The organism is Desulfogranum marinum, assembly GCF_016918565.1.
GTDB lineage: Bacteria > Desulfobacterota > Desulfobulbia > Desulfobulbales > Desulfobulbaceae > Desulfogranum > Desulfogranum marinum.
Genome location: NZ_JAFFQD010000017.1, coordinates 45,158 through 71,056 on the forward strand (window position 1 = coordinate 45,158; position 25,899 = coordinate 71,056).

21 protein-coding genes and 1 pseudogene are annotated in these 25,899 nt (G+C 47.0%); 8 read left to right on the forward strand and 14 right to left on the reverse strand.

Annotated features, from left to right (window positions below; translation table 11 throughout):
* Positions 1-418 precede the first annotated feature (418 nt).
* Together JWH17_RS10940 and hrpB are read right to left on the reverse strand one after the other, a co-directional pair.
* Positions 419-1,327 (reverse strand): radical SAM protein, encoded by a 909-nt coding sequence (locus JWH17_RS10940; RefSeq protein ID WP_205222657.1) that lies wholly within the window; start codon positions 1,325-1,327, stop codon positions 419-421.
* Positions 1,324-3,852, reverse strand: a complete 2,529-nt coding sequence (gene hrpB, locus JWH17_RS10945; protein ID WP_205222658.1) for an ATP-dependent helicase HrpB — start codon at positions 3,850-3,852, stop codon at positions 1,324-1,326. Before hrpB ends, JWH17_RS10940 begins: the two co-directional genes overlap by 4 nt.
* Before the next feature lie 455 nt (positions 3,853-4,307).
* Here hrpB and JWH17_RS10950 point away from each other — a divergent pair, with 455 nt between their 5' ends.
* Positions 4,308-4,799 carry a cyclic nucleotide-binding domain-containing protein gene (locus tag JWH17_RS10950; protein WP_205222659.1) on the forward strand — a complete coding sequence of 164 codons (492 nt, stop codon included), beginning with the start codon at positions 4,308-4,310 and terminating at the stop codon, positions 4,797-4,799.
* Positions 4,800-5,288: 489 nt separating this feature from the next.
* On the opposite strand, the gene JWH17_RS10955 is transcribed toward JWH17_RS10950, so the two are convergent.
* The 3 genes from JWH17_RS10955 to JWH17_RS10965 all read right to left on the reverse strand — a co-directional run bounded on the left by JWH17_RS10955 (position 5,289) and on the right by JWH17_RS10965 (position 8,846).
* Positions 5,289-6,416, reverse strand: coding sequence for an ADP-ribosylglycohydrolase family protein (locus tag JWH17_RS10955; RefSeq protein ID WP_205222660.1), 1,128 nt, complete (start codon positions 6,414-6,416; stop codon positions 5,289-5,291).
* Positions 6,417-6,568: 152 nt separating this feature from the next.
* Positions 6,569-6,943: a DUF2237 family protein gene (locus JWH17_RS10960; protein WP_205222661.1), complete on the reverse strand. Its 375-nt coding sequence runs from the start codon at positions 6,941-6,943 to the stop codon at positions 6,569-6,571.
* Between the two features lie 709 nt (positions 6,944-7,652).
* Positions 7,653-8,846: a porin family protein gene (locus tag JWH17_RS10965; RefSeq protein ID WP_205222662.1), complete on the reverse strand. Its 1,194-nt coding sequence runs from the start codon at positions 8,844-8,846 to the stop codon at positions 7,653-7,655.
* Between the two features lie 953 nt (positions 8,847-9,799).
* Here JWH17_RS10965 and JWH17_RS10970 point away from each other — a divergent pair.
* Positions 9,800-11,071: a putative sensor domain DACNV-containing protein gene (locus JWH17_RS10970; RefSeq protein WP_205222663.1), complete on the forward strand. Its 1,272-nt coding sequence runs from the start codon at positions 9,800-9,802 to the stop codon at positions 11,069-11,071.
* Positions 11,072-11,284: 213 nt separating this feature from the next.
* Here JWH17_RS10970 and JWH17_RS10975 read toward each other — a convergent pair whose 3' ends face one another.
* From JWH17_RS10975 to JWH17_RS11000, 6 genes and pseudogenes are all read right to left on the reverse strand, one after another.
* A complete protein-coding gene (locus tag JWH17_RS10975; protein ID WP_205222664.1) occupies positions 11,285-12,298 on the reverse strand; it encodes an ABC transporter substrate-binding protein in 1,014 nt (337 codons plus the stop codon).
* Positions 12,299-12,358: 60 nt separating this feature from the next.
* On the reverse strand, positions 12,359-13,108 hold the full coding sequence (locus tag JWH17_RS10980) for an ABC transporter permease (RefSeq protein ID WP_205222665.1): 750 nt from the start codon (positions 13,106-13,108) through the stop codon (positions 12,359-12,361).
* Entirely contained in the window at positions 13,098-13,790 is a 693-nt protein-coding gene (locus JWH17_RS10985; RefSeq protein WP_205222666.1) for an ATP-binding cassette domain-containing protein, read from the reverse strand. The genes JWH17_RS10980 and JWH17_RS10985 overlap by 11 nt, the downstream gene beginning before the upstream one ends.
* A 757-nt stretch (positions 13,791-14,547) precedes the next feature.
* Positions 14,548-15,107, reverse strand: a pseudogene (locus tag JWH17_RS10990) (transposase); the annotation flags it as partial.
* A gap of 164 nt (positions 15,108-15,271) precedes the next feature.
* On the reverse strand, positions 15,272-16,138 hold the full coding sequence (locus tag JWH17_RS10995; RefSeq protein ID WP_205222667.1) for an epoxyqueuosine reductase: 867 nt from the start codon (positions 16,136-16,138) through the stop codon (positions 15,272-15,274).
* A gap of 233 nt (positions 16,139-16,371) precedes the next feature.
* Positions 16,372-16,779 carry an IS1096 element passenger TnpR family protein gene (locus JWH17_RS11000; protein ID WP_205222668.1) on the reverse strand — a complete coding sequence of 136 codons (408 nt, stop codon included), beginning with the start codon at positions 16,777-16,779 and terminating at the stop codon, positions 16,372-16,374.
* A 440-nt stretch (positions 16,780-17,219) separates the two neighbouring features.
* On the opposite strand from JWH17_RS11000, the gene JWH17_RS11005 reads away from it, so the two are divergent.
* Positions 17,220-17,438 (forward strand): hypothetical protein, encoded by a 219-nt coding sequence (locus JWH17_RS11005; RefSeq protein ID WP_205222669.1) that lies wholly within the window; start codon positions 17,220-17,222, stop codon positions 17,436-17,438.
* 77 nt (positions 17,439-17,515) lie between these two features.
* Here JWH17_RS11005 and JWH17_RS11010 read toward each other — a convergent pair whose 3' ends face one another.
* On the reverse strand, positions 17,516-18,313 hold the full coding sequence (locus tag JWH17_RS11010; RefSeq protein WP_205222670.1) for a hypothetical protein: 798 nt from the start codon (positions 18,311-18,313) through the stop codon (positions 17,516-17,518).
* A gap of 180 nt (positions 18,314-18,493) precedes the next feature.
* On the opposite strand from JWH17_RS11010, the gene JWH17_RS11015 reads away from it, so the two are divergent.
* The 5 genes from JWH17_RS11015 (at position 18,494) to msrB (ending at position 23,177) form a co-directional block, all read left to right on the forward strand.
* Entirely contained in the window at positions 18,494-19,495 is a 1,002-nt protein-coding gene (locus JWH17_RS11015) for an integron integrase (RefSeq protein WP_205222671.1), read from the forward strand.
* Between the two features lie 157 nt (positions 19,496-19,652).
* Positions 19,653-20,654 (forward strand): hypothetical protein, encoded by a 1,002-nt coding sequence (locus JWH17_RS11020; protein ID WP_205222672.1) that lies wholly within the window; start codon positions 19,653-19,655, stop codon positions 20,652-20,654.
* Positions 20,651-21,376: a DUF3047 domain-containing protein gene (locus JWH17_RS11025; protein WP_205222673.1), complete on the forward strand. Its 726-nt coding sequence runs from the start codon at positions 20,651-20,653 to the stop codon at positions 21,374-21,376. The genes JWH17_RS11020 and JWH17_RS11025 overlap by 4 nt, the downstream gene beginning before the upstream one ends.
* Positions 21,377-21,847: 471 nt before the next feature.
* Positions 21,848-22,036, forward strand: coding sequence for a hypothetical protein (locus JWH17_RS11030; protein WP_205222674.1), 189 nt, complete (start codon positions 21,848-21,850; stop codon positions 22,034-22,036).
* A 55-nt stretch (positions 22,037-22,091) separates the two neighbouring features.
* The gene (gene msrB, locus JWH17_RS11035; RefSeq protein WP_232371038.1) at positions 22,092-23,177 is read left to right on the forward strand and encodes a peptide-methionine (R)-S-oxide reductase MsrB; all 1,086 of its coding nucleotides are present in this window, start codon (positions 22,092-22,094) and stop codon (positions 23,175-23,177) included.
* Positions 23,178-23,265: 88 nt separating this feature from the next.
* Here msrB and JWH17_RS11040 read toward each other — a convergent pair whose 3' ends face one another.
* On the reverse strand, positions 23,266-24,612 hold the full coding sequence (locus JWH17_RS11040; RefSeq protein WP_205222675.1) for a dihydrolipoyl dehydrogenase family protein: 1,347 nt from the start codon (positions 24,610-24,612) through the stop codon (positions 23,266-23,268).
* A gap of 47 nt (positions 24,613-24,659) precedes the next feature.
* Positions 24,660-25,784 (reverse strand): sensor histidine kinase, encoded by a 1,125-nt coding sequence (locus tag JWH17_RS11045; protein ID WP_205222676.1) that lies wholly within the window; start codon positions 25,782-25,784, stop codon positions 24,660-24,662.
* Between the last annotated feature and the right edge of the window lie 115 nt (positions 25,785-25,899).

A 25,899-nucleotide genomic window follows, 5' to 3' on the forward strand; every position in this document is an offset into this window, starting at 1 on the left:
ATAGCGAAGGCTGAAGCAGACAGGGGGGTGTTTTTTCTGACGGTGTCTTGTTGTTTGTAGGTGTTGGTTACAGGGTGTTCTGGTGGTGGGGCTTTTTGTTTGCTCTGCTGTAGTTTGCGAGAAGGGGAGTTCTTTTTAGAAAAATGCAAGTCAGGAGACTGGGGTGGTCGTTTTAGCGGACTGTCCATTTTGTTGGACTTTCTTGGTGGGCGTGTCCTGCTTTCGTGCTTTTGGTCTGCGGTGATGGTTCGCGTTTTTAGCTTACAGGTTTGGTTTTGGGGCTATAGCGCCGGGTCATGGGTGTGCCCAGTGGTGAGGTGCTTACGAGGTTAAAAAATGCGAAGTAGTTGAGGTCTCTTCATTTTATTCCGTTTTTCTGCTGGTTAAATACGCAGGGTGGTGGACACGCTCTGCCACCTTATCTGTTCCATTGCAGAAGGTCGTTTACGGCAGCCTTTTGCAAGCTGGCCAGGGTTTGCCGGTCGTTGAATAATTTTTTGCATAAGCTGCATTTACGATACGTCACAATATCTCTTGATTTCATCCCGGCATATGAGGCGATGGTGGTAATACCCATGGTGCGGATACAGTTATACAAAGCATTGGTTTCACTCTTGGTGAGCAGCTGCTCCATGGACCAATCTTTAAGGCTGCCGAGTTTGAAAAAATTGGTAGTGCTGAAATGGCTGCCTGCATCACAACAGGCATACATCGTTAGATCAGGGGCAAGGTAAGGGTTCATTTGACAGCAATTTGCCTGGTAATCCGTAAAAAGAGGCTTCCGGCTAAAATCCTCAGCACGTCCCGCGTAGATAACCGGTTCTGGAAAAAATTTAAGGTTGTGGTCCCGCAGGTACTTTTCAAAAGGATCGTCCAGCTCTGAAAAATCGGTAACAAAAGAGATGAAAGAATCAATCCCTGCTTCCCGGCAAGCTTTTGCCGCGTTCAGGATCTGCTGTTTGGGTACGTGTTGCTGGTGCCATCTGCTGTAGCTCAGTCGCAGCTGGCAAAGGCCGCATTGTTTAAGCAGGTGCATCTTCTCACCCGCCTGCTCAGGGGTTTGGGCCCAGGAACTGTTGGTTACCACCCGGGTGTAAATGTTGTTTTCAGAACAGAGGTCGATCAGTTCCAGGAGCTCTTGAAAGTAAATAAAAGGCTCTCCTGCGGTAAAACTGATTCCCTTGACCTGAGCCATCGCCATTTCGCGGATAATTTTTTTAGCCTGGTTCAGCTCCATTTTGGTCGAGCTTGGAGTCTCTCCTGCTGCAACGCAGTGCGAGCAGCGGATGTTACAGCGGGTTGAATAGCCGAAAGCAATTTTTCTCATAGGTTTTTGGGTTGTTTTATGTTTTTTTTCGTTCTTCTGGTGGCGATGGCTGTCAAGGGATCGTCCGGCCAGAAATGCTTAGGATACCTCCCTTTGAGCTCTTTTTTTACTTCCGGGTAGGTTCGTTGCCAAAATCCGGCCAGGTCTGTTGTCACCTGGATCGGTCGTTGAGCCGGAGAAAGAAGGTGAACAAGGACAGGGATTGTGCCGTCACATATAACCGGGGTTTGCTGCATACCAAACACCTCTTGAATGCGAACCGCAAGCAGCGGTGATTCGTCAGGTTGATAGGTGAGCCGTATCCTGGAGCCACTTGCCACCGTAAGGGTGCTTGGGGCAAGACGTTTTAAATGCTGCTGATTTTCCCATCCCAGCATGTTCATAAAGATTTCCTGCAGGTTCAGTTGCTTGAGTTGTTTTGCTTTGCTGATACCCGTAAGGTAGGGCGTAAGCCATGAAAGGTCATCAAGCAGGTGTTTGTTGCTGAGGTCGGGCCAAGGGCCGTTAGGTTGCCATGAGCGAAGACAGTTTATCCTGGCCTGCAGTTGGCGAGACTCTCTGTTCCAGGGAAGGCAGCCTATACCCATGCTTTTAATGCCGCTTAAAAGAGCGAGGGAGATTTGATCCGGGGAAATTTTTTTTGCCGGTTCTTCTTCCACTACAATGGCTCCCAGGCATAAACGATCAACGGCAATCACTTTTGCTGTGTCATCATCCCAATATACACCGGTTGTTTTGCTGAACAGGTTGCTATGTTGTTTGCGCAGTTCAGCAAGTGACAATGAGGCTGCAAGAAAAATTCTTCCCTGTTTGCTGCCGGCATCCAGATGCGGGGTGACAATGTATTCACTACTCGTTAGCGGGTCAAACTGAGGGAGTATCGCTCCTCGCCCTGACGCCATGAGGTAATTTTCGTGCTTATCATGGCGACGGCGGCCAACGCGATCAGGATAGGCAAAACTCAGCAAGATGCCTGCCAAATCGGTGTCGCAGGGTTTCCTACTCTCTTGCAGTCGCTGCATCCAGGTACGCGCATTTCGGTCAACCCGGCTGCATGCTCCCGGATTGCCCCCTTTGTTTTTTACTGCAGCCGTTTCTTTCCGACGCCACAGTGAAAGCAACTGCAGCCTGCTTTGCAGATCAGTGGTTGGGGTATCAACCTTGTTGCTTACAATGTCACGCTCTGAAAGAAGCGCAGCCAGGTCACAGGCCAGTGCTGCCAGGCCTTTTTCTTGTCCTTTCAGTAGCATGTAGCCGAGTCTGGGATGCATAGCAAGTCCGGCCAGTTTTTTGCCGATCGAGGTAATTCTGCCGGATGTGGTTAAGGCCTCCAGCGAAAAGAGCAGTTCTTTTGCCTGCTGGTATGCACCTTGGCGAGGAGGGGTCAGCCAGCGTAACTCGGCTGGATCAGTGACTCCCCAGAGGGCCAGCTCAAGCACCAGTTGTGCCAGGTCCGTGTCCACTATCTCAGGCGGGTGAAACGGTGCCAGACTGTAGTGTTCTTGCTGGGTCCAGAGTCGCAGACAGTTGCCCGGCCCCAGTCGTCCGGCCCTGCCGGCACGTTGTTCCGCTACGGCTTTGGAAACGCGAACAGTTTTCAGGCGTGAAAGTCCGCTGCCTGGATGGAATTGCGGCTTTCGTGACCAACCGCTGTCGATCACCCAACTGATACCTTCAATGGTAAGGCTGGTTTCAGCAATAGAGGTAGAGAGAATGATACGTCGACGCCCGTTGGGATCGGGAATGATAGCCTGGTCCTGTTCTTTTTGAGAAAGGTTGCCATACAGCGGTGCAATAATTTCGTTGTCAAATCCGGGGGTGTCCTTGAGTTGCCCGGCAACGTCATTAATTTCTCCTGCACCAGGCAAAAAGGCGAGGATATCGCCTGGATGCCGGTTGAAGACCCGCCGAATACCTGCAGCTGCTGTGTCGGCTATCCTGCCGGTGGGCTGCTGCGGCAGATAGTCAATACACACAGGGTGGGTTCTGCCTTCTCCTTGTATAACCGGAACGTTACCCAGCAACTCGGCAATGGGGGCGGTGTCCAGGGTAGCCGACATGACCAGGATCCGCAGATCCTCGCGAAGCTGACATAAATCGAGGCAAAGAGCCAGGGCCAAGTCAGCATGAATGGAGCGTTCGTGGAATTCGTCAAAAATGATAAGCCCTATGTCTTGCAGCTCATTATCCTCCTGGATGCGTCTGGTCAGAATCCCCTCGGTGACAACTTCAATCCGGGTAGCCTGCGATACTCGTCGGTCAAAACGGATCTGGTAGCCAACAGTCCGGCTCACCTGTTCTCCCAAGAGGGTGGCCATTCTGGCTGCTGCAGCACGGGTTGCCAGCCGTCTTGGCTCTAGAATAAGTATTTTTTTATCCTTCAACCAGGGGGCGTTAAGCAGGGTAAGAGGGACAATGGTGGTCTTGCCCGAGCCTGGTGGTGCCGCTAAGACAGCTGAACCATAGCGGAGCGCTTTCTTCAGCTCTGGGATAACGGTGTGGATGGGTAAGTCGGGCAGATGCATGGAAACCAGTGGAAGGTAAGCTTTGGGTAGACCTTTTTAAAAAGACGAGCAGTAGCTATAAATCGGGTGCTGTAGTGATTTTGGTTTTGATAACACATTGTACCAGCAGAAACGTACCCGGCAAGGTCAATCTTTATGGACGCTACCTGTTGCAGGGCCAAAGAGTAGCTACGTGGATTGGTAACCAAGGGAGGTGTGAGCTTTAAATGTGGAGCACCAATGCTAACGTAATTCAAAGGAAAAGAGAAAGGACAAAAGAATCTGCAAATAACGAGGCCGGTACCCTTGAGAAATTTTAGCTAAGGGAAGACACGGTAGCAATACAAATTTGACAAGAGGAACAAAACTACCATATGCTTGTAGAAGACGAACAAAAAACGGCAGGTGCTCAGGCAATAGCCCTTAAGTATAACCCAGGAAATTTGACCTACACTTAACTCAGAGGAGGTGCTCAGGTGACGGCACAGCATGACACAATATCTTCGGTACTACGAAAGAATATTCGACAGCTAGAGCTTTTTACGGATCTGTCGGATGATGAAATCGACATTTTGGTCAAACATGCAAAGATTCACTCTTTAGATGAAAATGAAGTGCTTTTCGATGAGGGCGATGAAGGCGATTTTTTTGCAATTGTTATTGAGGGGCGAATTGAGATTTCAAAACGTTCCGAAAACGATATCCCAGTCGCGATAGCGTCATTAACGAATGGTGCAACACTGGGGGAAATGGCTCTTATCGACTATGAAACACGATCTGCAACAGCGATGGCAACTGAGCCCTCCACTCTCTTTATACTTTCAAGGCAAAGCTTTGACACCCTTGTCGACCAGTCTCCACGATGCGGAGTAAAACTTATTCGAAAAATTGCCGCAATTCTTTGTTCTACCATCCGCGAAACGTCAAATCTGTTTGCAGATTCAGTCGGATCCAGCCTCCAGTTATAACCTGGATTTCTCATCAGTTCAGGCAGTGCCAGGTTCAAAGTTTTTGGTAATGAATAGGTAAGCGCAGACTCCGATAGTCGCCTATATTCATTGCCAAAATACTGAAGAAAATGGTGCTGGATGGACTGACCTTTGGTGAACATTGTGAAAAACTTTCAACTGCATCTTAGTTTGTATAACATATAAAAATTGTTTGTAATTTGACAGGTTGGCACAATGTTCATGAGAAATTCGGGATAGGTCCTTTATGGACTCCCTTTGGTGAGCATTTTGTTAATTTTACATTGGATTGGATTTATTAGCATCAATCTGAAATCACTATTTTTTTCGAAAAATAAGCAAAATGCTCATGAGGAATGTGGGGTAAAGGGGGATTGGTGCTCGCTTGGCTCTGATTATTTAATCGCAGCAAGATGAATTCGTTGTTTTTCTTCTTGGTCGTGCGTGTCAATTTTTCGCAGTGAGATAATCAGCTCCATGTGTGCAGGTTTACTTGCCGTTTTGTTGCAGGGAGCCAAGCAATGCCACTATCTCTTGATCAATCGCCTGTCGATCTGTTAAGGAATTGAAAAACGCATCCACTGTCCGACTGGTGGCAAGACCGAGGATAACTCCCAAAATCGCTCCACGGTGCACATTGTCACCTCCCAGGTTGGTATTGGCCAGCAGGCCGGCTTTTGGGTCATTGACGTATTTATACGCCAGGTACAGAATACTTGGCCAGGAGTCGGTGATATAGCATGCGGTGGAATACCGACGGCCAACCACCTCATTGTCTGTACGTGTCTTTGCCGCAAGGCTACTCACGTTAATCCCAATAGAGTGCTGGGCTGCTGCAGCAATATGTTGCCGTGCCTCTACATCATTTTCCCGAAAAAGTAAATCGCTTACAAGTTTGACAAATGCATCGCTAACCTTGGCAAGAAAGGTATCCGGATGGGTCAGAAAAAGGTGATCCCTGCAGATACCCTGTACAGACTGGAGCGAATTCCCATGTACAAACGATCCAATGGCAATGGGAGCCAACATCACCAATCCTCCCACTGAAGGGGTGTCATGTGTCACTGCTCCGCATTGCTCCGGAGAACTGCCGCTTTCGAGGTTGGCGAAAAATCCCCTGTGGTATGATTCTGCATATGTATCCGGATGCCGTGGGATATCGGCGGTCATGAAATTGATATAATCCTTGAGAAAACGTTTTTGATTATAACGGCCACCTTCTGCTATCATGGCCCGTGTAACCAGCCGTGCGCAATGAGCGTTGAGGGTGTTTTCTCCCGCCTTCATGCCCTGGTGGTAGTGCTGATTGGGAAGACCCCAGGCAGCTCTTTTTCCTTTGAGAATTACCTCTCCCACAATTTCTCTGCCTCCGGCGCAGGCCTGTTTCCCTCGGCCGCCTTTTGCTGTGGAATGAAGCGACATGATCGAAGACGGATGATTTTCCGGAGCATCCTCAAATTTCTGAATCCCGCCTGGAAAAGCTTCGAGAATGTCCATTGGATTGTAGTACCAGTGAACCGGCATAGCTAAAGAATCGCCGACATAGAGTGATCGTAAACCAGCCCTGGCTCTTTCCACAAATCTCTCTTTTTGGGTATGGGCTGCAGTTGGGGCCATTGTCATCTCCTGGGCTATTGCCGGACTGCAAACAAGAAAAATATCAAGACGATGCGCATCAATAGATGGTGAGCAGCCCTTCAGGCCTGCCAATGTATTGTGTGTTTGCGTTTGTTAGGCAGATCGAATTGTAATGTTTGCCTGTTCGCCAATTATTGCTCGCTACCGATTGAATGCAGCAGCAGCTCTGCAAAGGTTGTATACGATAAGACAGCCTCATGGGTGGCCATCAGGTCCACTGGCGGGGCCACATCATTATCCAGCGCTTCCTTCCAGCGAGCCGCGCAGAGACACCATCTATCTCCCGGCTGCAAGCCTGGAAAATTGTAAAGGGGCATTGGCGTCGAGAGATCATTGCCCATCATTTTTGAGAATTCGAGAAATTCTTCGGTAACAACAGCACACACACCATGTACGCCCATATCATCTTCTGTGACTTTGCAGCTTCCCTCCCGCGTATACCCGGCAAGTGGGTCGAGGCTGCAGGTTTGTAGTGGCGTGCCTAGTACATTTTTATACTCTGTCATGGAATGAACCGCCTTTTTGTCATTGGTGTAGCTGCATACATGCTCATTCTTTCTTTTGTACAGTAAACACTGGGGATTGAGTAACAAGAAAGAATTTTATTTTCCCCTGAGTTTCACTTCGTTTTTATTTGTTCCTTAAATTCCGGTTCACAGATAATTAAAATTTATCTGTTGCCGGACGACTGTCAGACTACACTTTGCAGAGTTGCGTGCCTTTTGGGACCTGACTGAAGGGTTTGGGGAGGTGTATCCAGCCTATTATAATGTGTGCTGTAAAAGAGACGTAACCGATGGTCAGTTCATTTATTTCAACAAGGAGGTGTGGGTGAATTTGGAGGGGCAAAAAACAGTCAGCGTAAAATGAAATTGTTCGAAGGTCGCTTGTGCTCAGAATCTCTTGGAAGCGGGTCGTGGGGAAAGACCCGCTTGTTTTCATTGAAAATGACTGGTCTGAATTTCTGATGAACTTTTTGATTTCAAATTCAATTAATCGACATTATTGCTCAAAAAATACTTGCACAATTAACAGTCTGTTTTTCGTTTTCAATCAAAAAATTCCTCCTTCGAGGTAATAAATTTCCCGCAGGATCTGTGTTACAAGCCACTTGCGGTAGTTTACTACCGGAGTCTTCGCTACCCGGAGTCTTCGCTTACCTGCTGCACGGGTTATGTTTTGCCCTGCAAAAAAAATATTGATGAGAAATCCGGACTAGAATTCTACATCAAATTTTGCATAGGTGCCGAAAGCTGGATCATCTTCAACACCGACACCATCCAGGCGGCCATCGTAATCGGGCTGCAGATAGCCCGCATACCAGGAAAAGGTGCAGCCTTTGGATATGGCATACTTGACAGCACCTGAGACCTCCAGATACTTGGCAAGACGATTGTCAGTAACGTCAATATCCTCATTGCCGTCAATGTTAACATAGACGATGTTGCCCGTAAGACTCAACGCATCTGTAAGTGCGTAGGTGGAGGTTAGTCCGGCCCAGGTCCAGTCACCAGTGTCGCCGATTTCGTCAACGGTTATCGGGTGGTCGCCACCGACCATTATAAAACCATAGTATTCATCAGCTTGAAATCCGTCTTTAGTGAACCCTATATCAAGCGACATGGTCAGTGCGTCCTTATACCACAACCCACGAATGTATCCGCCGTAACCATCCTCTGTGCCTGTGAAGTCATCAAGCCCGGATTCTGCGTAAGAGAATTCACCTTCAACACCGAACTGTCCCTGTTTCCATTTTCCAAAAAGAGTACCGAAAAATCCTTCTTCTGCAGGATCAACGGCCGTCCGATCATCGGTCTGGTATGCAGCCACGGCGCCCAGGTTCCAGTCGTCCATTGCGTAATTACCGGCTAAACCAAAACGGTAGCTATCATTATCTTCAGTCACATCCGTTTCGTCGTCGGATTCCTGACCTTCAGATTGCACCTCGAAAAATGGAATAAGACGGTAATTCTCTGCGTTGTAAATACCTCTGAACCCTGCCAGCCCAATATCATCATACATAAAACCATTACCGTAGCTCACGCGGTACTTACCTGCCTCAAGTGTAAAGGCGTCGTTGAATGGAATGCCGATATATGCTTTATCGACATAGATGTTGTCGTCAGCAGATGAGGAGGTTTCACCGTTGAATTTTTCCTCTGCAAGACGAATACGGCCAACGACATACGCGCCGCCTGCTGCTGTTCCGGTTACGTCAAAACGTACACGCGAGTCCATCGTTATGCTTGCATCATCATCGCTGTTGCCGAAATCATATGCGTCTTTGTAAATTACACGAGCACGAGCATCACCTGTGATTGTAATGCCTGACTCGCTATCCGTGTCTGCTGCGGTAGCAATGCTGCCTGCCAACAGCAGTGCCGGCCCGACCGCTAATAATTTTTTCATTTTTTTCTCCTTTATTGGATTGTTTTTTCTCTGCTGGAATCACCGTTAATATCCAGCAAATAACAAGTAACCTCGTCGTAACTATTCACGGCGGTAAGAACTCCTTGATTTATTATCTCTACAATCTGTAACTGCTCAGCAGAGATCCAAATGCAGCAGGCGAGACAACAAGAGTGATGCTTTGTTTGCCTGTTCTGTCCTGCACTGGTCGGGTGCTGATGAAGTGTTACCCGTTTCCTCTTGCTTGAGAATTATATGCCTGTCAGACTCCGCGAACTGTTTTCAAACATGTAGCTACACCAGCAAGGAATATGATCCGGCAATTCTTGCTTATTGTGTGCTTTTTTATGTATGTGGAACATTTACATAGAAAATGTGAAGACATTATGGAACTAGCGAGGAGAGTTGTTGAAGAATAAGGATAAATGGTAACAACTTAGTATTTTTGAATTTTTCTGTTGCTGAACAAGTACCGATAATAGGGTAAATAGCGCGTTTATGGGTTGTCGGGAGGCAAGCTCGGTCTTGGTCCCTTTCGGAGGGAAAAAGATTATTGCAAGGTTAGTAAGGACTTTGGAGAGTAGAAGGAACGAGCAAGTTACCATGTAGACGCAACCCAGGTTCCTTCTTAAATATATCAACGGGACGTACCCCGCGCTCGACTACATAATGTGGCTATAGCGGATCGGTTACACTTGCTCGCCTTATCCTCACTATAACGAACAAGTACCTTGGCAAGTTGAAAAAGACGATAAAAGAGTATTTGGCCCTTTAAATGCCTACGGTAATACCAATACCTCAGCGTTGATGAATGTGTAATGGCTACAACAAGCATCCAGGAGCCATCTTCTGCAGGATTTAGGTTGTAATATTTTTGCAGGTATTGTTACTGAAAATGAGACTCTCACCAGCTGCGTCAACTTCATCGAGCGTTAGGAAATTACTTTTTTCATATGATACATACCACTTACAGCTTAAATGCTGAATTCGTTGCAGAATTATGGAAGCGAATACAGTTGCTGCTCGAATCAGCCACACCGTCGACAATATTCGGCGGCCTTTTTAAGGAGGTAGCCTTGCTCCCTTCGTTGGAACATATTTCGCAGATGATCGATGCGGCCGTCTGGACTAGTTTTACCACTGAAGAGGGAAATGCTGTGACCCTTTCACTCGTTCTTAGTCCTGTTGATGATGCATTCGGTACCTTTAAGTTTGAAAATCCGATCAATTTTGATGTGAAAAACCTCGTCAAATTGGGGGCCGCACTGGAAAACCCACGTGCTGATATCGGTGTCTGGCCGGATGAACAAGAAAAACTTTCTGTGTGGGGATTTAAAACTCGGTCGGCCAATACACTCCTTGCCAACCTGTGCGTTGAAGCCATAGGGCCGGGAAGGGTGCTGATTACCTTTGGTGGAAAAAGTCTGGCGGCACTGTACGGCAATCAAGCATTCTTTGTGGATCATTCTCATCTGATGGGAAAAATCACCGCCAAGTTGTCATCACCAGCAACCCAACAGAATGATAAAATGTTGCGTCTGGTGCGTTTTATGTCGCTTTTGGCCACAGCAAGACGAATGCGTGAGCACTCCAGGGGAGGGACCCTTCTGGTGGTTCCGGAGACGGAGGATTGGCGACACTCCATCGACACTCCTGTGCCCTATACCGGCGGCGCAAATTTTCTTGAATATGATTACGATTTGGCGAAAAAGCCTTCTTTAATGGCGACCGTCACCGATTTTTTCGGCGCATTGGTCAAAAATAAACCAATTACCGAGATGGAGAATCTGAGAAGATTGGGTGAGCAAATAGAGCAGCAGTGTCGGCATATCGCCAGGCTGACGGCTGTGGATGGAGCGTTGGCCATGTCTTTTGATCGATTTGTCTATTGCTTTGGCGCCAAAATCATTCTTGCCCCAAACCAGACTCCTCCTGCAAACATCCGCGTCTACAAACCGGTAGAGGGTGATAGCGGTAGAGTGGTTAACATAATGGATCTTGGTGGGACCAGACACCAGTCTGCAGCCAGATTTGCCCATGCACAGCCCGAATCTGTTGCAATTGTAGTATCACAGGACGGCGATGTTACCTTTTTTACTGCAGACCCCGAAAACGGCGACCTCGTGGCCATTCAACAAGCAGAGTTAGCCGTAATACCCGAAGGGCTGGGAGCCCTGCTGTGGAGCTATTTTCGGTTTGCTGAAATGGATATGCTGGAAGTGTGATGTGTTTCGGGGCGTATAGCCAAACGATAAGGTGCAGGTCTTTGGCTTTGCTTGACTCACCGCACATGGGACGAGGCATTTGGATCTTATTGAGAAGGTTCTTTTTTAGATGAAAAAGGAGCCGCTAAGGACAAAAAACTGGTGTGCTAATGAGTGTCATAAGACCAAAACAGTCAGTTGCCGAAGTCCGACCCCTTCACCTGCTTCACCTTTTCACCTGTAGATTTCATTGACACCGTCGACCGGTTGTAACAGAGTCTTGAAATCGACGCCCTCCATGGGAAGGAGTTTCTGTGCCTGCATGATACGCTCGGTTTGCTCCCAGCCAGGTTCATCGATCATACCGATAGCAAGGTTGGTTGTAGGGTGGATTAATTCGCGGGTAATTTTTAGCTGTTCTTCCAAAATTGAATGCGGCGTATTGGTTTCATATTGGAGCAGGATTTTAATTGCTTCTTCCTGATTTTCAAGACTTAGGGCCTGTTGCCACCCTGTAAGCAGTGCGGTTAAAAAACGCTTCACCAGCTCAGGGTTTTCCTCCAAGGTTTGCGATTTGGTGACTACGGAGTTGGACACGAATTTTACTCCGAACTCCGCTGGATTGAAAAAGGAAGTTTTTTCCTGTGCTTTATCAAGATGTGCCGCGATTATCGGCCCTTGGGCATTCCGATAAACCGGCCAGAGCTGGACTTGACGACGGTAAAACGGCGTATAATCATAGCGGACGCTAAACAGCGTTACGTCCGACTTGCTGAGACCTGCTTTAGCCAGCGAGGTTCGCATAATGGTTTCATCATTACCCCCAAATGTTATGCCGATGATTTTCCCCTTCAGATCCGCAAGATTATCGATCTGCATCTCTTCAGGGCGATACATCCATTGCAAAGGGTTGACCTGGAACAACTGGGCGATCACTACCACTGGTGATCCTTTGGCACGGGCTCGAAGCACCTGATCAGCGGACGCTACTCCAAAATCAGCGTATCCCATTTCTATCTCCCGGATTGCATCCCGCTCCGGGCCACCGGCCTTCACTTCCACATCAAGGCCGGCCTTCTCGAACAAGTGGTGCGTCTCCGCATATAAAGCACCGATAACGCTGACATTACGGAGCCACTTCAGACGGTAGGTGACTTTTTCTTTTCCTTCGACGCTGGTCGTGACGAGCAACACCATGGCAAGCAATATACAGGCAGGAAGGGTGAGGCTTTTTGCTTTGTGTGTCATCTTTGTTCCTTGGTTGGCTTGATAGGTCTGATTACGTCCCTCATATCTGTAAGCAAAGGGTTACCTTCCTGTCCAGGCACGCTTTATGGCGGTTCCCAGTAACTCAAGCAGGGCCTGATAGACGGCAACCGTGATGCCGATCAGAAAAAGTGCGATCAAAATTTTGCTAAGATCGCTTTGATAGAGGGCAATGCGGATATTGTAGCCGATTCCGGCATTGGCTGCGATGAATTCTGCGACGATGGTTCCGGCCACAGCCAGTGTGGCGCTGCCGGCAACGACGGTCGTCAGTTGAGTTAAATTTTCAAAGGTCCGGATCTTGACTTCCAGTTGCCATCGCATGCGGTTGGTGACCCTGTAAAAATGTTCTATATCATCAATCGGTTTTGACATGATTCCTAAAACGGAGAGCAATACCGGAAAATAACAGATCATGGCAGCTATCAGCAACCGTGTAAGAAAACCGTCTCCAAGCAGGATAAAGAGTATCGGCGCCAGCGCTACAATAGGGTATGCCTGAATATTATAGGCTGCGACTTTTATAAATGAGCCAAGCCAAGTAGACTGACGCCCTGTTATTCCGATAACAAAAGCCATGATGACCGAAAGAATCTGGCCGATGATGGCCACTGTCATCGTATTTATGGTGGCGATGCTGTACTGGCGATACTCCACGACCAGTGTCTGGAAAATACCCGATGGTGCAGGGATGACGTAATCGGAGAGATTCAAACTGTATTTCAGTGCCATCAAACCGAGGATGAACAGGAAATAGATGACAAAGAACTGGAAGACGCGTCTAAGAAGCATTCATGATCTCCAGCAGGGTTGCATCCAAGGCTGCGGGCGAAAGAATTTCCCCTTTTCCAATGTTACATCCTTTAATCATAACGACTGGTGATGCCTTGCCGTTGGTACGGAAGACCAGGATGGAATCACAGAATTTAGCAACTTCCATAACGTTATGAGAAATATAGATAAAATAGCGATGAGGAAACATTGCCTTGATGGCCAAAATAATGTTTTCTCGGGTGGACTCGTCGACGTTCGACATGCTTTCGTCCATGATCAGTACTTCACAGTCCTGAAGCAGGTAACGGATCAGGTTGACCCGGTTTTGTTGTCCCATTGAAAGTTGGTCAAATCGGGATTTGATGCAGTCGGACAAGCCGAAAATTTTTATCAATTCATCCTTTTGCGAACGCATCGACGGCAAGATGACCTGATTTAAGTGCCTATCCACATTGGACCAGCCGGGGAGTCGCTCCTTATTATGTGAATAGAGGATTGTTTGTAAGCCGTTGGTTGAAACCTCGCCGGAATAACTGGTGATGTCGCCGGCGATGATTTTTGCAAGAGAGGTTTTTCCGACACCTGAAGGGCCTGAGAACGAATGAAATCCGGGTGCAGACAAGTGAAAAGACACATCAGCAAAAATAGGATTTTCTGCTCCAGAGTAGGTGAAAGCAATATTTTTGCAGAGTAGAGACATAGTACTTCATTCAAAATTGACGTTTACTCAATAATCACCGAACGTGCAAAATGCGATTCGACACTTTATTTGTCATGGATCGAACCGTGGCGAGCAACGCTGCGGACTAGCTCACAAATCAGGAACCGCTATTGAAAATTTTATCCTGCATTTCAAACCATTACTGTAGCATTAGTGATTGTTCCCGGCAATCAATTAGCCGGAAATTCACGTTCTAATTTCTTTAAATGACTTACAGCGTTATGGGGATATGTGGTGACCGACGGGAGAAGGGTGTTTTCACCTGACAACACGATTACCCGTAACAATATCAAGAGTTTTCTAAGGTACTGTTTCCCTTACAGGGTCGGACCAGGCTATCATGCTGAATTACTGATGTTTAAATCAGTGAAATAGCTGTTTTCTGGCCTTACCGTACTCTTTTTGTCCACAAAAAGGCTATTGTAGGGGGCTGAAGCCTCCTTCAAAACAATTCCTTCTTTCTCTGAGACAATCGAGCGCCCCTTCGCTCGTAAGCCAAGTTGCTGGTGTATCTTCCTTACAAAGTCCTCGCTTCCGACTGCAAGATATTCACTCCAAAGGCTCTTTCTTTTTTTAATATCAGTTTCTGATTACCCATGAAACTCAGCCATTTTTTTTTGGGGACTCGGGAGACAGATCGGAGTCTTCGCTCAGTCTCCCGGGTTTAAAAGAGAAATAAAATCAGTCCCCTGTCTGTTTCAGTAGATAATTGGCTGAGTTTTGTACGTAATCAGATATCAGTTTGTAATTCTGCCTCCACCCAGTAGCTATGTTCTTGCTGGAAACGCGCATGATTGCCTATGGAAAAAAGATCGAGCAGAGCCTTCCTGTTAATCACCGCGTATCGTTTTGGCGGGTTTTGGATTTCATGGAACCCGCCTAACCTGTACTCAGAGGGATGGCTAACTACTCCTGCTCGTATCATGTTGAGATCGATGTAGACCATACACTTTGTCAGGTGCGCATCTGTCTCCACTGCAGTGGCATGGTACCTGTCTTCCCTGAAAGCTCCTTTCCTTTTCTTGCGCTGGTTAAACTCCTGCGCGGTTCTACCTGCAATCAACTGTAGACTCTTGGCAATAACATTTTTTTTAGTATCGACAACCAGAAGGTGAACATGATTAGAGGTTACGATATAGTTGAGTACGCACAAGCTGTATCGTTTTTTCCTTCAAAAAGCCAGTGACGCCAACGTTTCCTGTCTTTTTCAAAGCGGAGCAGAAATTCTTGCTTATGGCACCTGTGGGTGATGTGCCAGACGAGTCCGGGGATGTAGTGTCTGTGCGCTCTTGGCATAAAAGGAATTTGTGTTAGTTGCTGTGCAGTAAAAGAATAATTTTTTAGAAGGTTCTTTTTGGGGTGAAAAAGAGAACTTTAAGGATGGAAAATGGGGGTTTTAGTGAATTTTATAGCGCCAAAACAGTTGATTACTTTGGTCCGACCCCCTTCTCAGGAAACCGTCATGCAGAACGTTTTCGTTTTACTTTGTCAGTAGGGTTCTGGTTTTCACAGGGAGTTTTTGTCTGACAGAATCCACAGCTATTTACTCTGAACCCTAACTGCTCTTCTTCAACATAAACAGCAGTCACGTTTCGGATAAATTCTTTACATCGAATTTTATCATGCCCTGATGTAGATATGGCTTGCGTTGGGCATCTACGCTTACATACTAAACATTTTCCAGTTGAATGATATAGACACCATTCGTTGTGGTGTTGGTATGTTCTTTGAGTAGGTGTATACCTTTTCCTTACAATAACAGAACCGACCCGAATGGCTTTCCCGACAGGGGTTATCAGGCCATCGGAGACCCCAAAAGTACCAAGCCCGCAAACATGGGCTGCATGGCGTTCAGACCAAGATGAAGCAAAGCCATATTTACTCGACTCAGCTCTTGTCCATTGTGGTAACAAAACAGGTGCACAAGCTTGATAGCCAGCTTGTAAATACAGGTCCACTACATAACGGCGTAAATTTTCATTTACTATCTCACCGTAGTGCCTAGCCTTACTCCATTCGATACTTGGTTTATCGACAGCTTTTCTGTGTGCCAGCCTTGTCTGTTCAGTTTGGGGTAATACCCATGCAATGACAGTCAGTTCACCAGGTGTTACTTTTTCATCAGGAAATGCTGTTTCAAAAGCATCTTTAGGATGCCAATAAAAGTTTGGGCCAATATCATTTTTTATGAAGTAAAACAGTTCGTCGTCTCCGGTTGCGAACCCAACCAATGGTTTGGAAAATGCTTTCAACTCTGAATCTGGCTCTAAAGCATTGTGGGTGAGATCGTCCATCCACAATTCAATTTTTTCAGTTATGTTATCCATACGGTTTTTTATGAGGAGAAGTGGATGTTTGAATATTTTTTCATCAGGTAACGATCTGTTTTTATATCAATTGGGGCTCAGTTCTCTTCATTGGCTCCAAAATTATAACGTGCAGTTGAGGGGCGGCGAAATCTAAGAATAACTTTCTTAGAAAGGATTCCTTCTCTTTACCGTCAACTTTGAAAAATGCCCCGAACTCAAAGCCGTCCCTCTCGAACTTTTTGTTGTGCGAATTATTCTTCGAATCCAGAGTATTGCACTGGTTTCTTGCCAGATTCTTCAATTAATATAGGATATTCCACCCCCACTAATGGTTCAAAAGGTTTTTTTCTTGTTCGTGTGATTTTGAATACCCAATGATCTCCATAATCAAATAAATAAAACAGACTATTTCCTTTTTTTAACGGATATAGCATTTCCAACGTAGTTTCATATATCAAATCATCTTCTTCACTATATCGAGTTCTTTTATAGCTACGTTCGTTACGAGAAGTATAGAATTCATAAAGATGATCATTGTCAAATTGAACATATTCTTGGATCGCAAAATGCAAATCATCAAGCGTTGATGATGAATCTATTTCTATTTTTGATTCCCAGCTAATTTCATCACAATATCCTGACCATAGCACGATTTTCATTGTCCAAATCATATTTTTTTTTATCTCATGTTTTCTTATGCACAACGTTTAAGTTCACCGGCGAGCTTCAGCGAGTCCAGCGGAACGCAGTGGAGCGATGGTGAAACGACTTGTGTACGCCCGGCATGGGCGTGATCTAATGGGGTGCAAGTCCCCTGTATGTAAACCCTGTTACTGTCGTGATGACAGGAACATAAATACTAGCCGAAAGCAAGGGCGATCCTGTAAGGGTTCGTCTGGAGGAAGCTGGAGCGCAAAATTATGAGCCGACGAACAGAAACGGCATACAAGGCCGAGTCTCCAGGTAAGTTAGCACAACATGACAAAGCCTCGGGTTTAGGAGATACGGTAAATGCCGCGGTTGCATAAGGAAAGATCACGTCCTTATCCGAGGAGGCCTGTCCGGTACGCAGTCCAACTCCCGTTGGAAAGCGCTATGCATGGCAACATGTCTGGTTCCCGGGCAGGAGTCAGCAGAGGTCATAGTAGTTCGTCGCCAGCGGACGAAGGACCGCAACGAAAAGCAACGAAAAGGGGACAGATTTATTTTTCCCTTGGCGACCCATTCGGGCATGACCAATCAATGGCTTAAGGATCAAGGTTTGCTTTCTATCAAAGATCTATGGGTAAACATCCATTACCCGGCTACGGCTCGGTAGCTCATGGGAACCGCCTAGTGCGGACCCGCTTGCTAGGTGGTGTGGGAGCTGGGGGAGAGAATCCCCCGGCTACCCGATTATGTGTTTTGGTGTATAGGCTCGGTTCCTGGAATAATTGAAAAATTGAAATCAGGGTCTAATGGTGACGATTCAAGAAATTTTGTTGGTGAAATATTTTGCTTACCATTGGCCCATGCAAACAACTCGACACCCGACAGAGTTGGCTCAAGAATAATGCCCGGTTGTGTAGCTTTTACGTATATTTTTTTAAGATGTTCAGGCATGCCAAATTGCCATGTTGTACCGAGCAAATCGTGCTTGACTAAGCCTGTAACTGTATGAGTTATCAATGATTCAAGGTCTCTTCCCGGTTTCAGAGCTGATATCAAAGTGTTAATAGGGATGTACAATTTACGCTTATTACGTTCACTTACATCACCGAGTCGTGCTGGATTTGTAGAATACAGTCTGTGGAATTCACGGTAAAATATGTAGTGCAGACGTACTTGATAAACAGAAAGTGATTTTAGGACACCTAAAATACTCACGCCGACATCGTCGGTTCCATCTTGGGTCCGGGACGCAGCTAGAATGCCAGCGTAATATTCCTTGAGTGTATCGTCATCACAAAAGCTGCCTTCTGAAATAACGGATTTAACTACGCGGGGATTTACCTGTGAACCGTCATCAAGGGTACCTGCTGCTTTACGACCAGCTTTGTTGAAAATATCTCCGATGTTTATATTGCACTTGTCTACCAATCCCTTGATTTCTCCACCAACGTATTCTGCGGATGGCCCAAGTAGCTTTGCGACAAGATCTTTAGATGCGTATGCGATCAAGCCAGCACCAACGGTTGACGAGATTGGCTCCATGCCCTTAACTCTCCTTTGACACATAACAGTACAATACATGGAAAAGATCCATAATATTGCCTTATAACTGGACATGTTTTCCATAATATTGAATATCATAAAGTCCGAAGTGGAAAACCATGTCCAGTTATTATTTTCCCTTTCGAAATTTCCATTAAATCTGATGTTATCACAGGTATTATGGAAAACAAGCCAAAGTTTATCCCAGATCCTCAGCTTCAGTTGATGGATCAAGTACTCGAGACTTTAAGATATTATCATTACGCTCGCTCAACGGAAAAGACATATTGCCAGTGGATTCTGCAATATATCTATTTTTTTAACAAAGAGCGCCATCCCAAAGATATGGGGGAACGAGAGGTAGAAGCCTTTTTGTCCCATTTGGCTTCCGTTAAAAATGTTGCGGCCACTACCCAAAGGCAGGCCTTAAATGCACTGGTTTTCCTCTACCGTGACGTTCTTCACCTCCCCTTGGATCAGTCCATAGCGCCGGTTCGCGCCAAGCGTAAACGCCATCCTCCCACGGTGTTAACAGAAGAAGAAGTACAAAACGTGTTGGCACAAATGAAGGGGACCCATCTGTTGATGGCCAAGTTGATATATGGCTCGGGAATACGGCTGATGGAGTGTATTCGTCTGCGCATTCAAGATCTTGATTTTGGGCAGGGGAAGCTCTTTATCCGCGGTGGAAAAGGAAGGAAAGATAGAGTTACCTTTTTACCGCGCAGTATACAGGGCGAGTTGCGCCAGCACGTCGAACGGGTTAAAGAACTCCATCGAAGAGACTTGGCAGAGGGGTTTGGGGAAGTGTATTTGCCCAATGCACTTGCAAAGAAATATCGAAAGGCAGGGTGGAAAACACCATGGCAATACGTTTTTCCGAGCAAAACACGCTCAGTTGATCCTCGTAGCGGTAAAGAGCGGAGGCACCATGTTTTAGAGTCTGGTCTCCAAAAAGCTGTGAAAGCGGCAGTGAAAAAAAACGGCATTGATAAGCGGGCCACCGTGCATACTCTGCGTCACTCTTTTGCAACGCATATACTCGAAAATGGGACCAACATCCGCGTGCTGCAGGAACTACTCGGACATGCAGATGTAAAAACGACTGAAATCTATACCCATGTGATGCGAAGAGATATTGATGGCGTAAAAAGTCCCTTGGACCGCCTCTATAACCAATAATGGTGAGTGAAAGTACCGCGGGGCATTGTTTTCAACCAGGCAGGTGGTTGAATTTCTGAGGAACAGGTTGACGATTGCGGATCTGCTGCATAAATTTTCTCTTGTTACGAGAAAAACATGGACTCTCTCACTCACTTGACCAGGCTGCGGTGCTCCTATGGACGAGACAACAGGTATGCCGAACCGTCAAGGTTCTCTCGCTTGTGTACTTGGTGCGCTTTGTTTTTGTATCTTGTTGCTAGCTGGATGTGCTTCTGTACCTCCTGCATCAGTTGATCCTACTGGGCTACAGGTCGTTACTGCTTCGCCGCAGCAACAGTTTCGCAATCCGCCCCTTTTTCTGCTGTTTGGCGCCGATCGTAGGCACAACAGGATTGGTACTGTCCAGGCTGTACACAAGAACGGCGAGGTCCAGGTGGTTGTTAATGGGCAAGAGCCGACTCTGTACACTGCTGTCAGGGAATTTTCCACAGCCCGGGCAACCTACACCAATTACGTTTACCGGATACATTTTGAAGCAACTCCGCACAGTCTTTTTCCTTTTCACCTCACCGCTGGGAAACATCCTGGGCTGCTTGTTATCATAACACTCAACCAGTCCATGCAACCGCTCCTGGTAACCACCGTGCACACCTGCGGCTGTTATGCCGCGGTTGTTCCCACAGGATGGTTGGATGAAGCAGTATTTCCAGATGACTGGCCAAAGGAAACCCAGTCTGTCTATGGCGAAAAGCTGCCTGCGCGGTTGGCCAAGATTTTTTCCGATCAACAGTTTGAAATCCTTTTACGGCCTGATCTGCACCGGGTGATGGATGTGCGGGTGAGGGCTGGAGATGCATTTGCCGACGCTGAGGCTGTTGTTGCACCAGAGGTTCCACTGGAATCGCTGCGTCATCTTCCTTTACCTGGTGGCGGTGAAACGAGTTTTTATTATGGCAACTGGCCTTTGCAGGGCCATGTCAAAGGGGCGGTGAAGTGGTGGGAGATGCTGCTGCTCAGTGTGCCGAGCCTGGACCTTTTGGTGGGTATGGACAAGGATTACGGGGATACGGAGCTGACCGGTAATCCTTTTTATACCAGCCTTCAGCCGTGGTACCGACATTCGTCGGATTTGAACGATTTTGTCGGTTTTTTGCATTTTCATGGGTGGAAGTTGTGACCAGCCGGTTTCAATGCAGCCTGCAATTGCTCTTGGTATGGATGCTGCTCTTTGGATGTATGGCAACGGTGCATGGAAAAGAAAGCGTTTTTTTTGAAGAATCTTTTACCTCGCTCTCCCGATGGAAGCTTTTCACCTTTCCCGGTATTCCCGTCTCCTCGGAGTATCGGCTGACAACGGAGGATGCCGTTCCCTGCCTCCATATGGAGAGTGACGGTGGTGCTTCGGCACTGGTTTTCGACCAGCTCTTTAATGTGTATGAGTATCCCAAACTCCAGTGGCGCTGGAAAGTCCGTAATGTTTATCACAAGGGCGACAGTACCACGAAGCAGGGGGATGACTACCCGGCTCGGCTGTATGTGATGTTTCGTTATGATGCCGAAACAGCCTCTTTTGCCAAGCAAATACAGTATGGGATCGCCAAATTGTTGTATGGCGAGTATCCACCGGACAGTTCCCTTAATTATATCTGGGCCAATCGCGTTGATGCACGCGATATCATAACCAATGCCTATACGGATCAGGCCAAAATGATCCCGGTGAGCAAGGGCGAAAAAGATCTCGGCAGCTGGCAAACATATACGGTCGACATTGTAGCGGATTACCGTAAAGCCTTTCGCAAAGAGCCACCCAAAGAGGCTACAGTGGCGGTCATGATTGATGCCGACGACACCGGAGAGACTGCCCGTGCCTGTATAGATTTTATCCGCATTTTCCGCTGACCTGTTCCCGCTCTCTTGTCGGCCATTGGGTGAATAGTTACTTTTTTTAAACCAATCTTTACATCCCATTTATGGCAGGTTTACACAGCTGTCCTACCTCGACGGGTAAAGGAGTAACCGGATTTACTCCGTAAAAAGCCCAGGAGTAAGAATATGAGTAACTATTCAGCAAAAATCTTAAAACTATCAATCTTCTTCAAACTGTCACTGTTCAGCAGCGCTCCAAATGTTCACAAGCTGACCGATTAGCTATACATCGGTATGCTGGGCGGGCAGATCGTGAACATTTGGGGTGCTAGTGAATAGTTACGAATATGATACATTTGGGTCGTCTTATCGTTGGGGCAGCATTATTGTTATTAGTAATAACTTGCTCTACCCTCTATGGGTAAACAGTACGTACCGCAACCTTTGTTGTTGGCTGAGATAATGTAGGCAAAGCTACCCTGGAAGGGCGGAAAGGAATTTTAGATGTTACCAAAGGGTGGTGTGGAAAACCTGAAGCTTAATCGAGTGCTGTACGACGAGGAATTGATTACCACCAAGAACAGAGAGCAACGTTTGCAAGAGACTGGGACATATATCAGGACGTTATCGACTGGAGACGGTGAAAAAAAGCGATCCGAGGGACCAAGCGTTATGCTTGCAAGATGGGCGTAGCGATCCCGAACCGGAAGATCGCAATTGTAAGCAGAGAATGTACAGGGAGATATATATGCAGATGAGAAAAAAAACATCATTCCTCTCTATCATTTGTGGGCTGGTGATTGGAATTTTACTGTTTACTGGAAACTGGGGAAGCCACGCCCAAACCAATGAGACGAGTGGTATGGCAACCGACAATGACCAGGTTGCCCTTGCCATGTTTGCCGGGGGCTGCTTTTGGTGTATGGAAAAGCCGTTTGAAAAGCTTGACGGCGTATTGTCTGTGGAGTCCGGCTATTCAGGGGGCTCCACTACCAACCCTACCTATAAAAATTATATGCAAAACGGGCATATAGAGGTGGTCCAGGTAAGGTATAATCCCAAGGTGGTAGACTATAAACAACTCCTTGATATCTATTGGCGGCAGGTGGATCCCACAGACGACGGCGGTCAATTTGTAGACCGTGGTCATGGTTATACAACAGCCATTTATTATTATGATCAGCAGCAGCGGCAACTTGCTGAAGCATCCAAAAAGCTCCTTGGGGAGCGAGGGCTTTTCAGTAAACCTATTGTGACCCCGATTGTGGAAGCTACCCCGTTTTACCCGGCAGAGGAGTATCATCAGGATTATTATAAAAAGAACCCGATCAGGTATAACTTTTACCGTTCCCGTTCCGGACGTGATGCTTTCTTGGAAAAAATATGGAGTGAGGAAAAAATGAAGCCGATAAGTGAAGAAGATTTGAAAAAACGGTTAACTCCGCTGCAATATAAAGTGACCCAGGAAGATGGTACGGAACCGGCCTTTAATAATCAGTACTGGGACAATAAGCAGCCTGGGTTGTATGTGGATATCGTATCTGGAGAGCCGCTGTTTAGTTCAACCGATAAATTTAAGTCAGGTACAGGGTGGCCAAGCTTTACCCGACCATTGGTTGCAGAAAATGTTATTGAGAAAAAGGATCGAAGCTTTTTTATGGTCCGTACCGAAGTGCGGAGTAAGAATGCGGACTCCCACCTTGGTCATGTGTTTGAGGATGGACCTGCACCAACAGGGCTGCGTTACTGCATCAACTCTGCGTCTTTGCGATTTGTACCGGTTGAAGATCTGGAAAAAGAAGGACTTGGCGAATATTTGGCTTTGTTCGAATAAGTCCCGTTTCATGTGCATTCGCATTCCCCTTTATTAACTCTTGGGCAGTTTATAGAGGGGAATGTTTGTTGACTGCCCGTGCCCCGGTTTAACGAACCATGTATTTCAGGTCTGATGTGTACGTGGGGTAGGCCCACATAAATTCGGCAAGCTCATGTGCCTTAATTCGGTGTTTTATGGCCAGGGCAAAGATGTTGATCACCTCTTCGGCATTGTGCCTGACTATATGTGCCCCGAGAATGTGGTCGTTGTTGGTATCGATGAGGACTTTGTAATACCCATGGTGCTCACCTATACGCAGTGATGAAGGCCATTTGTTTGTCGAGCCTTGATTGGTGCGGTACGACAACCCCTGTTCCATGGCCTCTTTCTCTGTTACTCCCACCGAGCTTATAGCTGGAATGGTAAAGACAACACTGGGCACCACTGCATAATCAATGGGGGTCTTGTTGGTACCCAGGATGTTGCCGACAACAATCTGGCCTTCGTAATCGGCTACCGGAGCGAGCATGTGGCCGGTTGCAGCACAATCGCCGATGGCGTACACCTTCGGGTTGGAGGTACTTTGCAGGTAAGGGGTCACCTCTATGCCATCTGTACCATGGGCCACCTGTCCATGGTCACCTTCCAGTACTGCCACATTGGGTATTCTGCCGGTTGCACCGATGATGCAATCTGTTGCATAGGTTTGCCCCTCTGAGTCGTGGACAATAAAGTGCTCGCCGGCAGGGGTGATCTTGGTGGGAAACCGGTTGAACTGCATTTTAATGCCTGCTTCCTTGCTTGCTTCAATCAGGACTTCGACCCCATCCTGCTCAAAAGTTTTTAAAGCCTTTGCTGAGCGATGCATGAGGATCACCTCTTCAGCACCGGCTCGGATGGCAATGTGAGCAAATTCAAAAGAAATATAGCCACCGCCAATAAAGAGCAACCGTTTGGGGAGATGAGGCAGGTTAAGAAAATATTCACTGTCGTGGATGTATTCTGCCCCCGGGATCGAACTGCTTTTTGGCAATGCCCCGGTTGCAAGAACGATATGGTCGGCATGGAGGTGGGTATCGTTGACCTTGATGGTATCTGTATCGGTCATGACCGCTTGGCCATGGAAGGTGGTGACCCCTTTTTTCTGCCATTGGCGTACATCGGCTTCCGAGCGGCCCTCAAGGAATTGGTTTTTTAAGCTTTGCAGCGCCTCCCAATTTGTTTTTGGCGCAGCTGTGATTCCTTGACCAACCAGTTGGCTTGCCATGGCAACCGCTTCTGCATTACTGACCAGGTATTTTTTTGGCTGGCAGCCTCTGAGGGCACAGGTGCCCCCAAACGACCTTTCGTCAACCATGGCAACCTGCTGCCCTGCGCGTACAAGGCCATCCACAGCATAATAGGCTGCTGTTCCCGAACCGACCACGATGGTATGAAAATGTGTAGTGCTCATATGTAGTGTTTGTATTGTAAGAGGATAGTTATTGGATGGTCATTGTATTAACAAGGTAAGGTAAGTCTAAAAATCGTTCCCTGTTCTTTGGAGGTCGAGAAGTCCACTTTACCGCCAAGATATTCTTCTGCAAAAAGTTTCATCGAATATGTTCCAACCCCTCGACCGGCACCATCCTTGGTGCTGAAATTACGTTGGAAGATCCTGCGCCCGATGTCTTGTGGAATGACTGCCTGGTTCCACACGCAGTAGGAAACTCGGTTGGTCTCTTTTTTTAGCCAAATCTTTATCTTTCCGTTTTTACTGGTTGCTTCTAAGGCATTGGATATCATATTGGACACAATTCGGAGCAGTAGTGATCTGTCTGTTGTGATGGAAAAGGAATGCAGTGGTTGTGCAATATCGAGCTTTCTGCTCTCTGTCAACGGGTGACAGGCAAAAAAATCCTGTAGTTCTTTGAGGGATTCATACGCATCAACAGGCTCGCATTTCGGCTTGTAAGCAGACAGATCACTGTTGATCAGTAATTTTTGAATAGTCAGTTCCTTGGTCATGCGCACAGACAGGTTGCGAATAATTTTAGCCAGGTTTGACTGACTGTTTTCATAGTACAGCAGCTCACTTGCTCCCAGGAGCCCGGTGAGCATGTTACTGATGTCATGAAAAAAGGTACGCTCCAGAGCCGCACGGTGTTGTTCGACGGTGATGTCCTGCAAAAATAAAAGAACAAACCTGTTGCCATCAATTTCAATGGGCTGGGACCGAACTTTCAAGGCAATGTCTGTGGTATGCCCATTCTTGTCAACGGCCATGGCACACAAGCGCTCCACTGTTTCATTAGAGGTCAGGCTTGCGACGATGGCAATGGCCGCTCCGCAGGTGGAACAGAATTTGGTAGTGCCGCAGCCTGCCGGTCCTTCATGAGCGTGGATACAGTGCAGCGCTTCTCCCGGCCGTAACCCCAGCGTTTCAACAGGAGATTGAATGCCGAGCATTGCACAGAAAGAATCATTTAAGCTGATAATTTGCCGTTTATCATCCAGGATGGCCAGCAGGCCGCTTACTACGTGCAGCAGGCCTGAAACAACCGGATCATCATTGACCTGTCGAATTCTTTTTTGGAGTGTAAGCTCGTCGTTGCGTTTGGCTTCTGCAAAATAAGTTTCTATCATTGTTTTTGATATACTCATTGTACCAAAGAAACCCGTGGAGCGGTATATTGGGCCGGCTGGTTTTTGTTAGGGAGCTATTTTTTTAGATTCTAAGTAGTTAGTAATGAATGTTCTT

Bases quoted from the DNA above. Each gene is read 5' to 3' on its own strand.
- JWH17_RS10940 (WP_205222657.1), bottom strand. From the start codon at position 1,327: ATGAGAAAAATTGCTTTCGGCTATTCAACCCGCTGTAACATCCGCTGC.
- hrpB (WP_205222658.1), bottom strand. From the start codon at position 3,852: ATGCATCTGCCCGACTTACCCATCCACACCGTTATCCCAGAGCTGAAG.
- JWH17_RS10955 (WP_205222660.1), bottom strand. From the start codon at position 6,416: ATGGCCCCAACTGCAGCCCATACCCAAAAAGAGAGATTTGTGGAAAGA.
- JWH17_RS10960 (WP_205222661.1), bottom strand. From the start codon at position 6,943: ATGACAGAGTATAAAAATGTACTAGGCACGCCACTACAAACCTGCAGC.
- JWH17_RS10965 (WP_205222662.1), bottom strand. From the start codon at position 8,846: ATGAAAAAATTATTAGCGGTCGGGCCGGCACTGCTGTTGGCAGGCAGC.
- JWH17_RS10970 (WP_205222663.1), top strand. From the start codon at position 9,800: ATGATACATACCACTTACAGCTTAAATGCTGAATTCGTTGCAGAATTA.
- JWH17_RS10975 (WP_205222664.1), bottom strand. From the start codon at position 12,298: ATGACACACAAAGCAAAAAGCCTCACCCTTCCTGCCTGTATATTGCTT.
- JWH17_RS10980 (WP_205222665.1), bottom strand. From the start codon at position 13,108: ATGCTTCTTAGACGCGTCTTCCAGTTCTTTGTCATCTATTTCCTGTTC.
- JWH17_RS10985 (WP_205222666.1), bottom strand. From the start codon at position 13,790: ATGTCTCTACTCTGCAAAAATATTGCTTTCACCTACTCTGGAGCAGAA.
- JWH17_RS10995 (WP_205222667.1), bottom strand. From the start codon at position 16,138: ATGGATAACATAACTGAAAAAATTGAATTGTGGATGGACGATCTCACC.
- JWH17_RS11000 (WP_205222668.1), bottom strand. From the start codon at position 16,779: ATGAAAATCGTGCTATGGTCAGGATATTGTGATGAAATTAGCTGGGAA.
- JWH17_RS11005 (WP_205222669.1), top strand. From the start codon at position 17,220: ATGGCAACATGTCTGGTTCCCGGGCAGGAGTCAGCAGAGGTCATAGTA.
- JWH17_RS11010 (WP_205222670.1), bottom strand. From the start codon at position 18,313: ATGGAGCCAATCTCGTCAACCGTTGGTGCTGGCTTGATCGCATACGCA.
- JWH17_RS11015 (WP_205222671.1), top strand. From the start codon at position 18,494: ATGGAAAACAAGCCAAAGTTTATCCCAGATCCTCAGCTTCAGTTGATG.
- JWH17_RS11020 (WP_205222672.1), top strand. From the start codon at position 19,653: ATGGACGAGACAACAGGTATGCCGAACCGTCAAGGTTCTCTCGCTTGT.
- JWH17_RS11030 (WP_205222674.1), top strand. From the start codon at position 21,848: ATGTTACCAAAGGGTGGTGTGGAAAACCTGAAGCTTAATCGAGTGCTG.
- msrB (WP_232371038.1), top strand. From the start codon at position 22,092: ATGCAGATGAGAAAAAAAACATCATTCCTCTCTATCATTTGTGGGCTG.
- JWH17_RS11040 (WP_205222675.1), bottom strand. From the start codon at position 24,612: ATGAGCACTACACATTTTCATACCATCGTGGTCGGTTCGGGAACAGCA.
- JWH17_RS11045 (WP_205222676.1), bottom strand. From the start codon at position 25,784: ATGATAGAAACTTATTTTGCAGAAGCCAAACGCAACGACGAGCTTACA.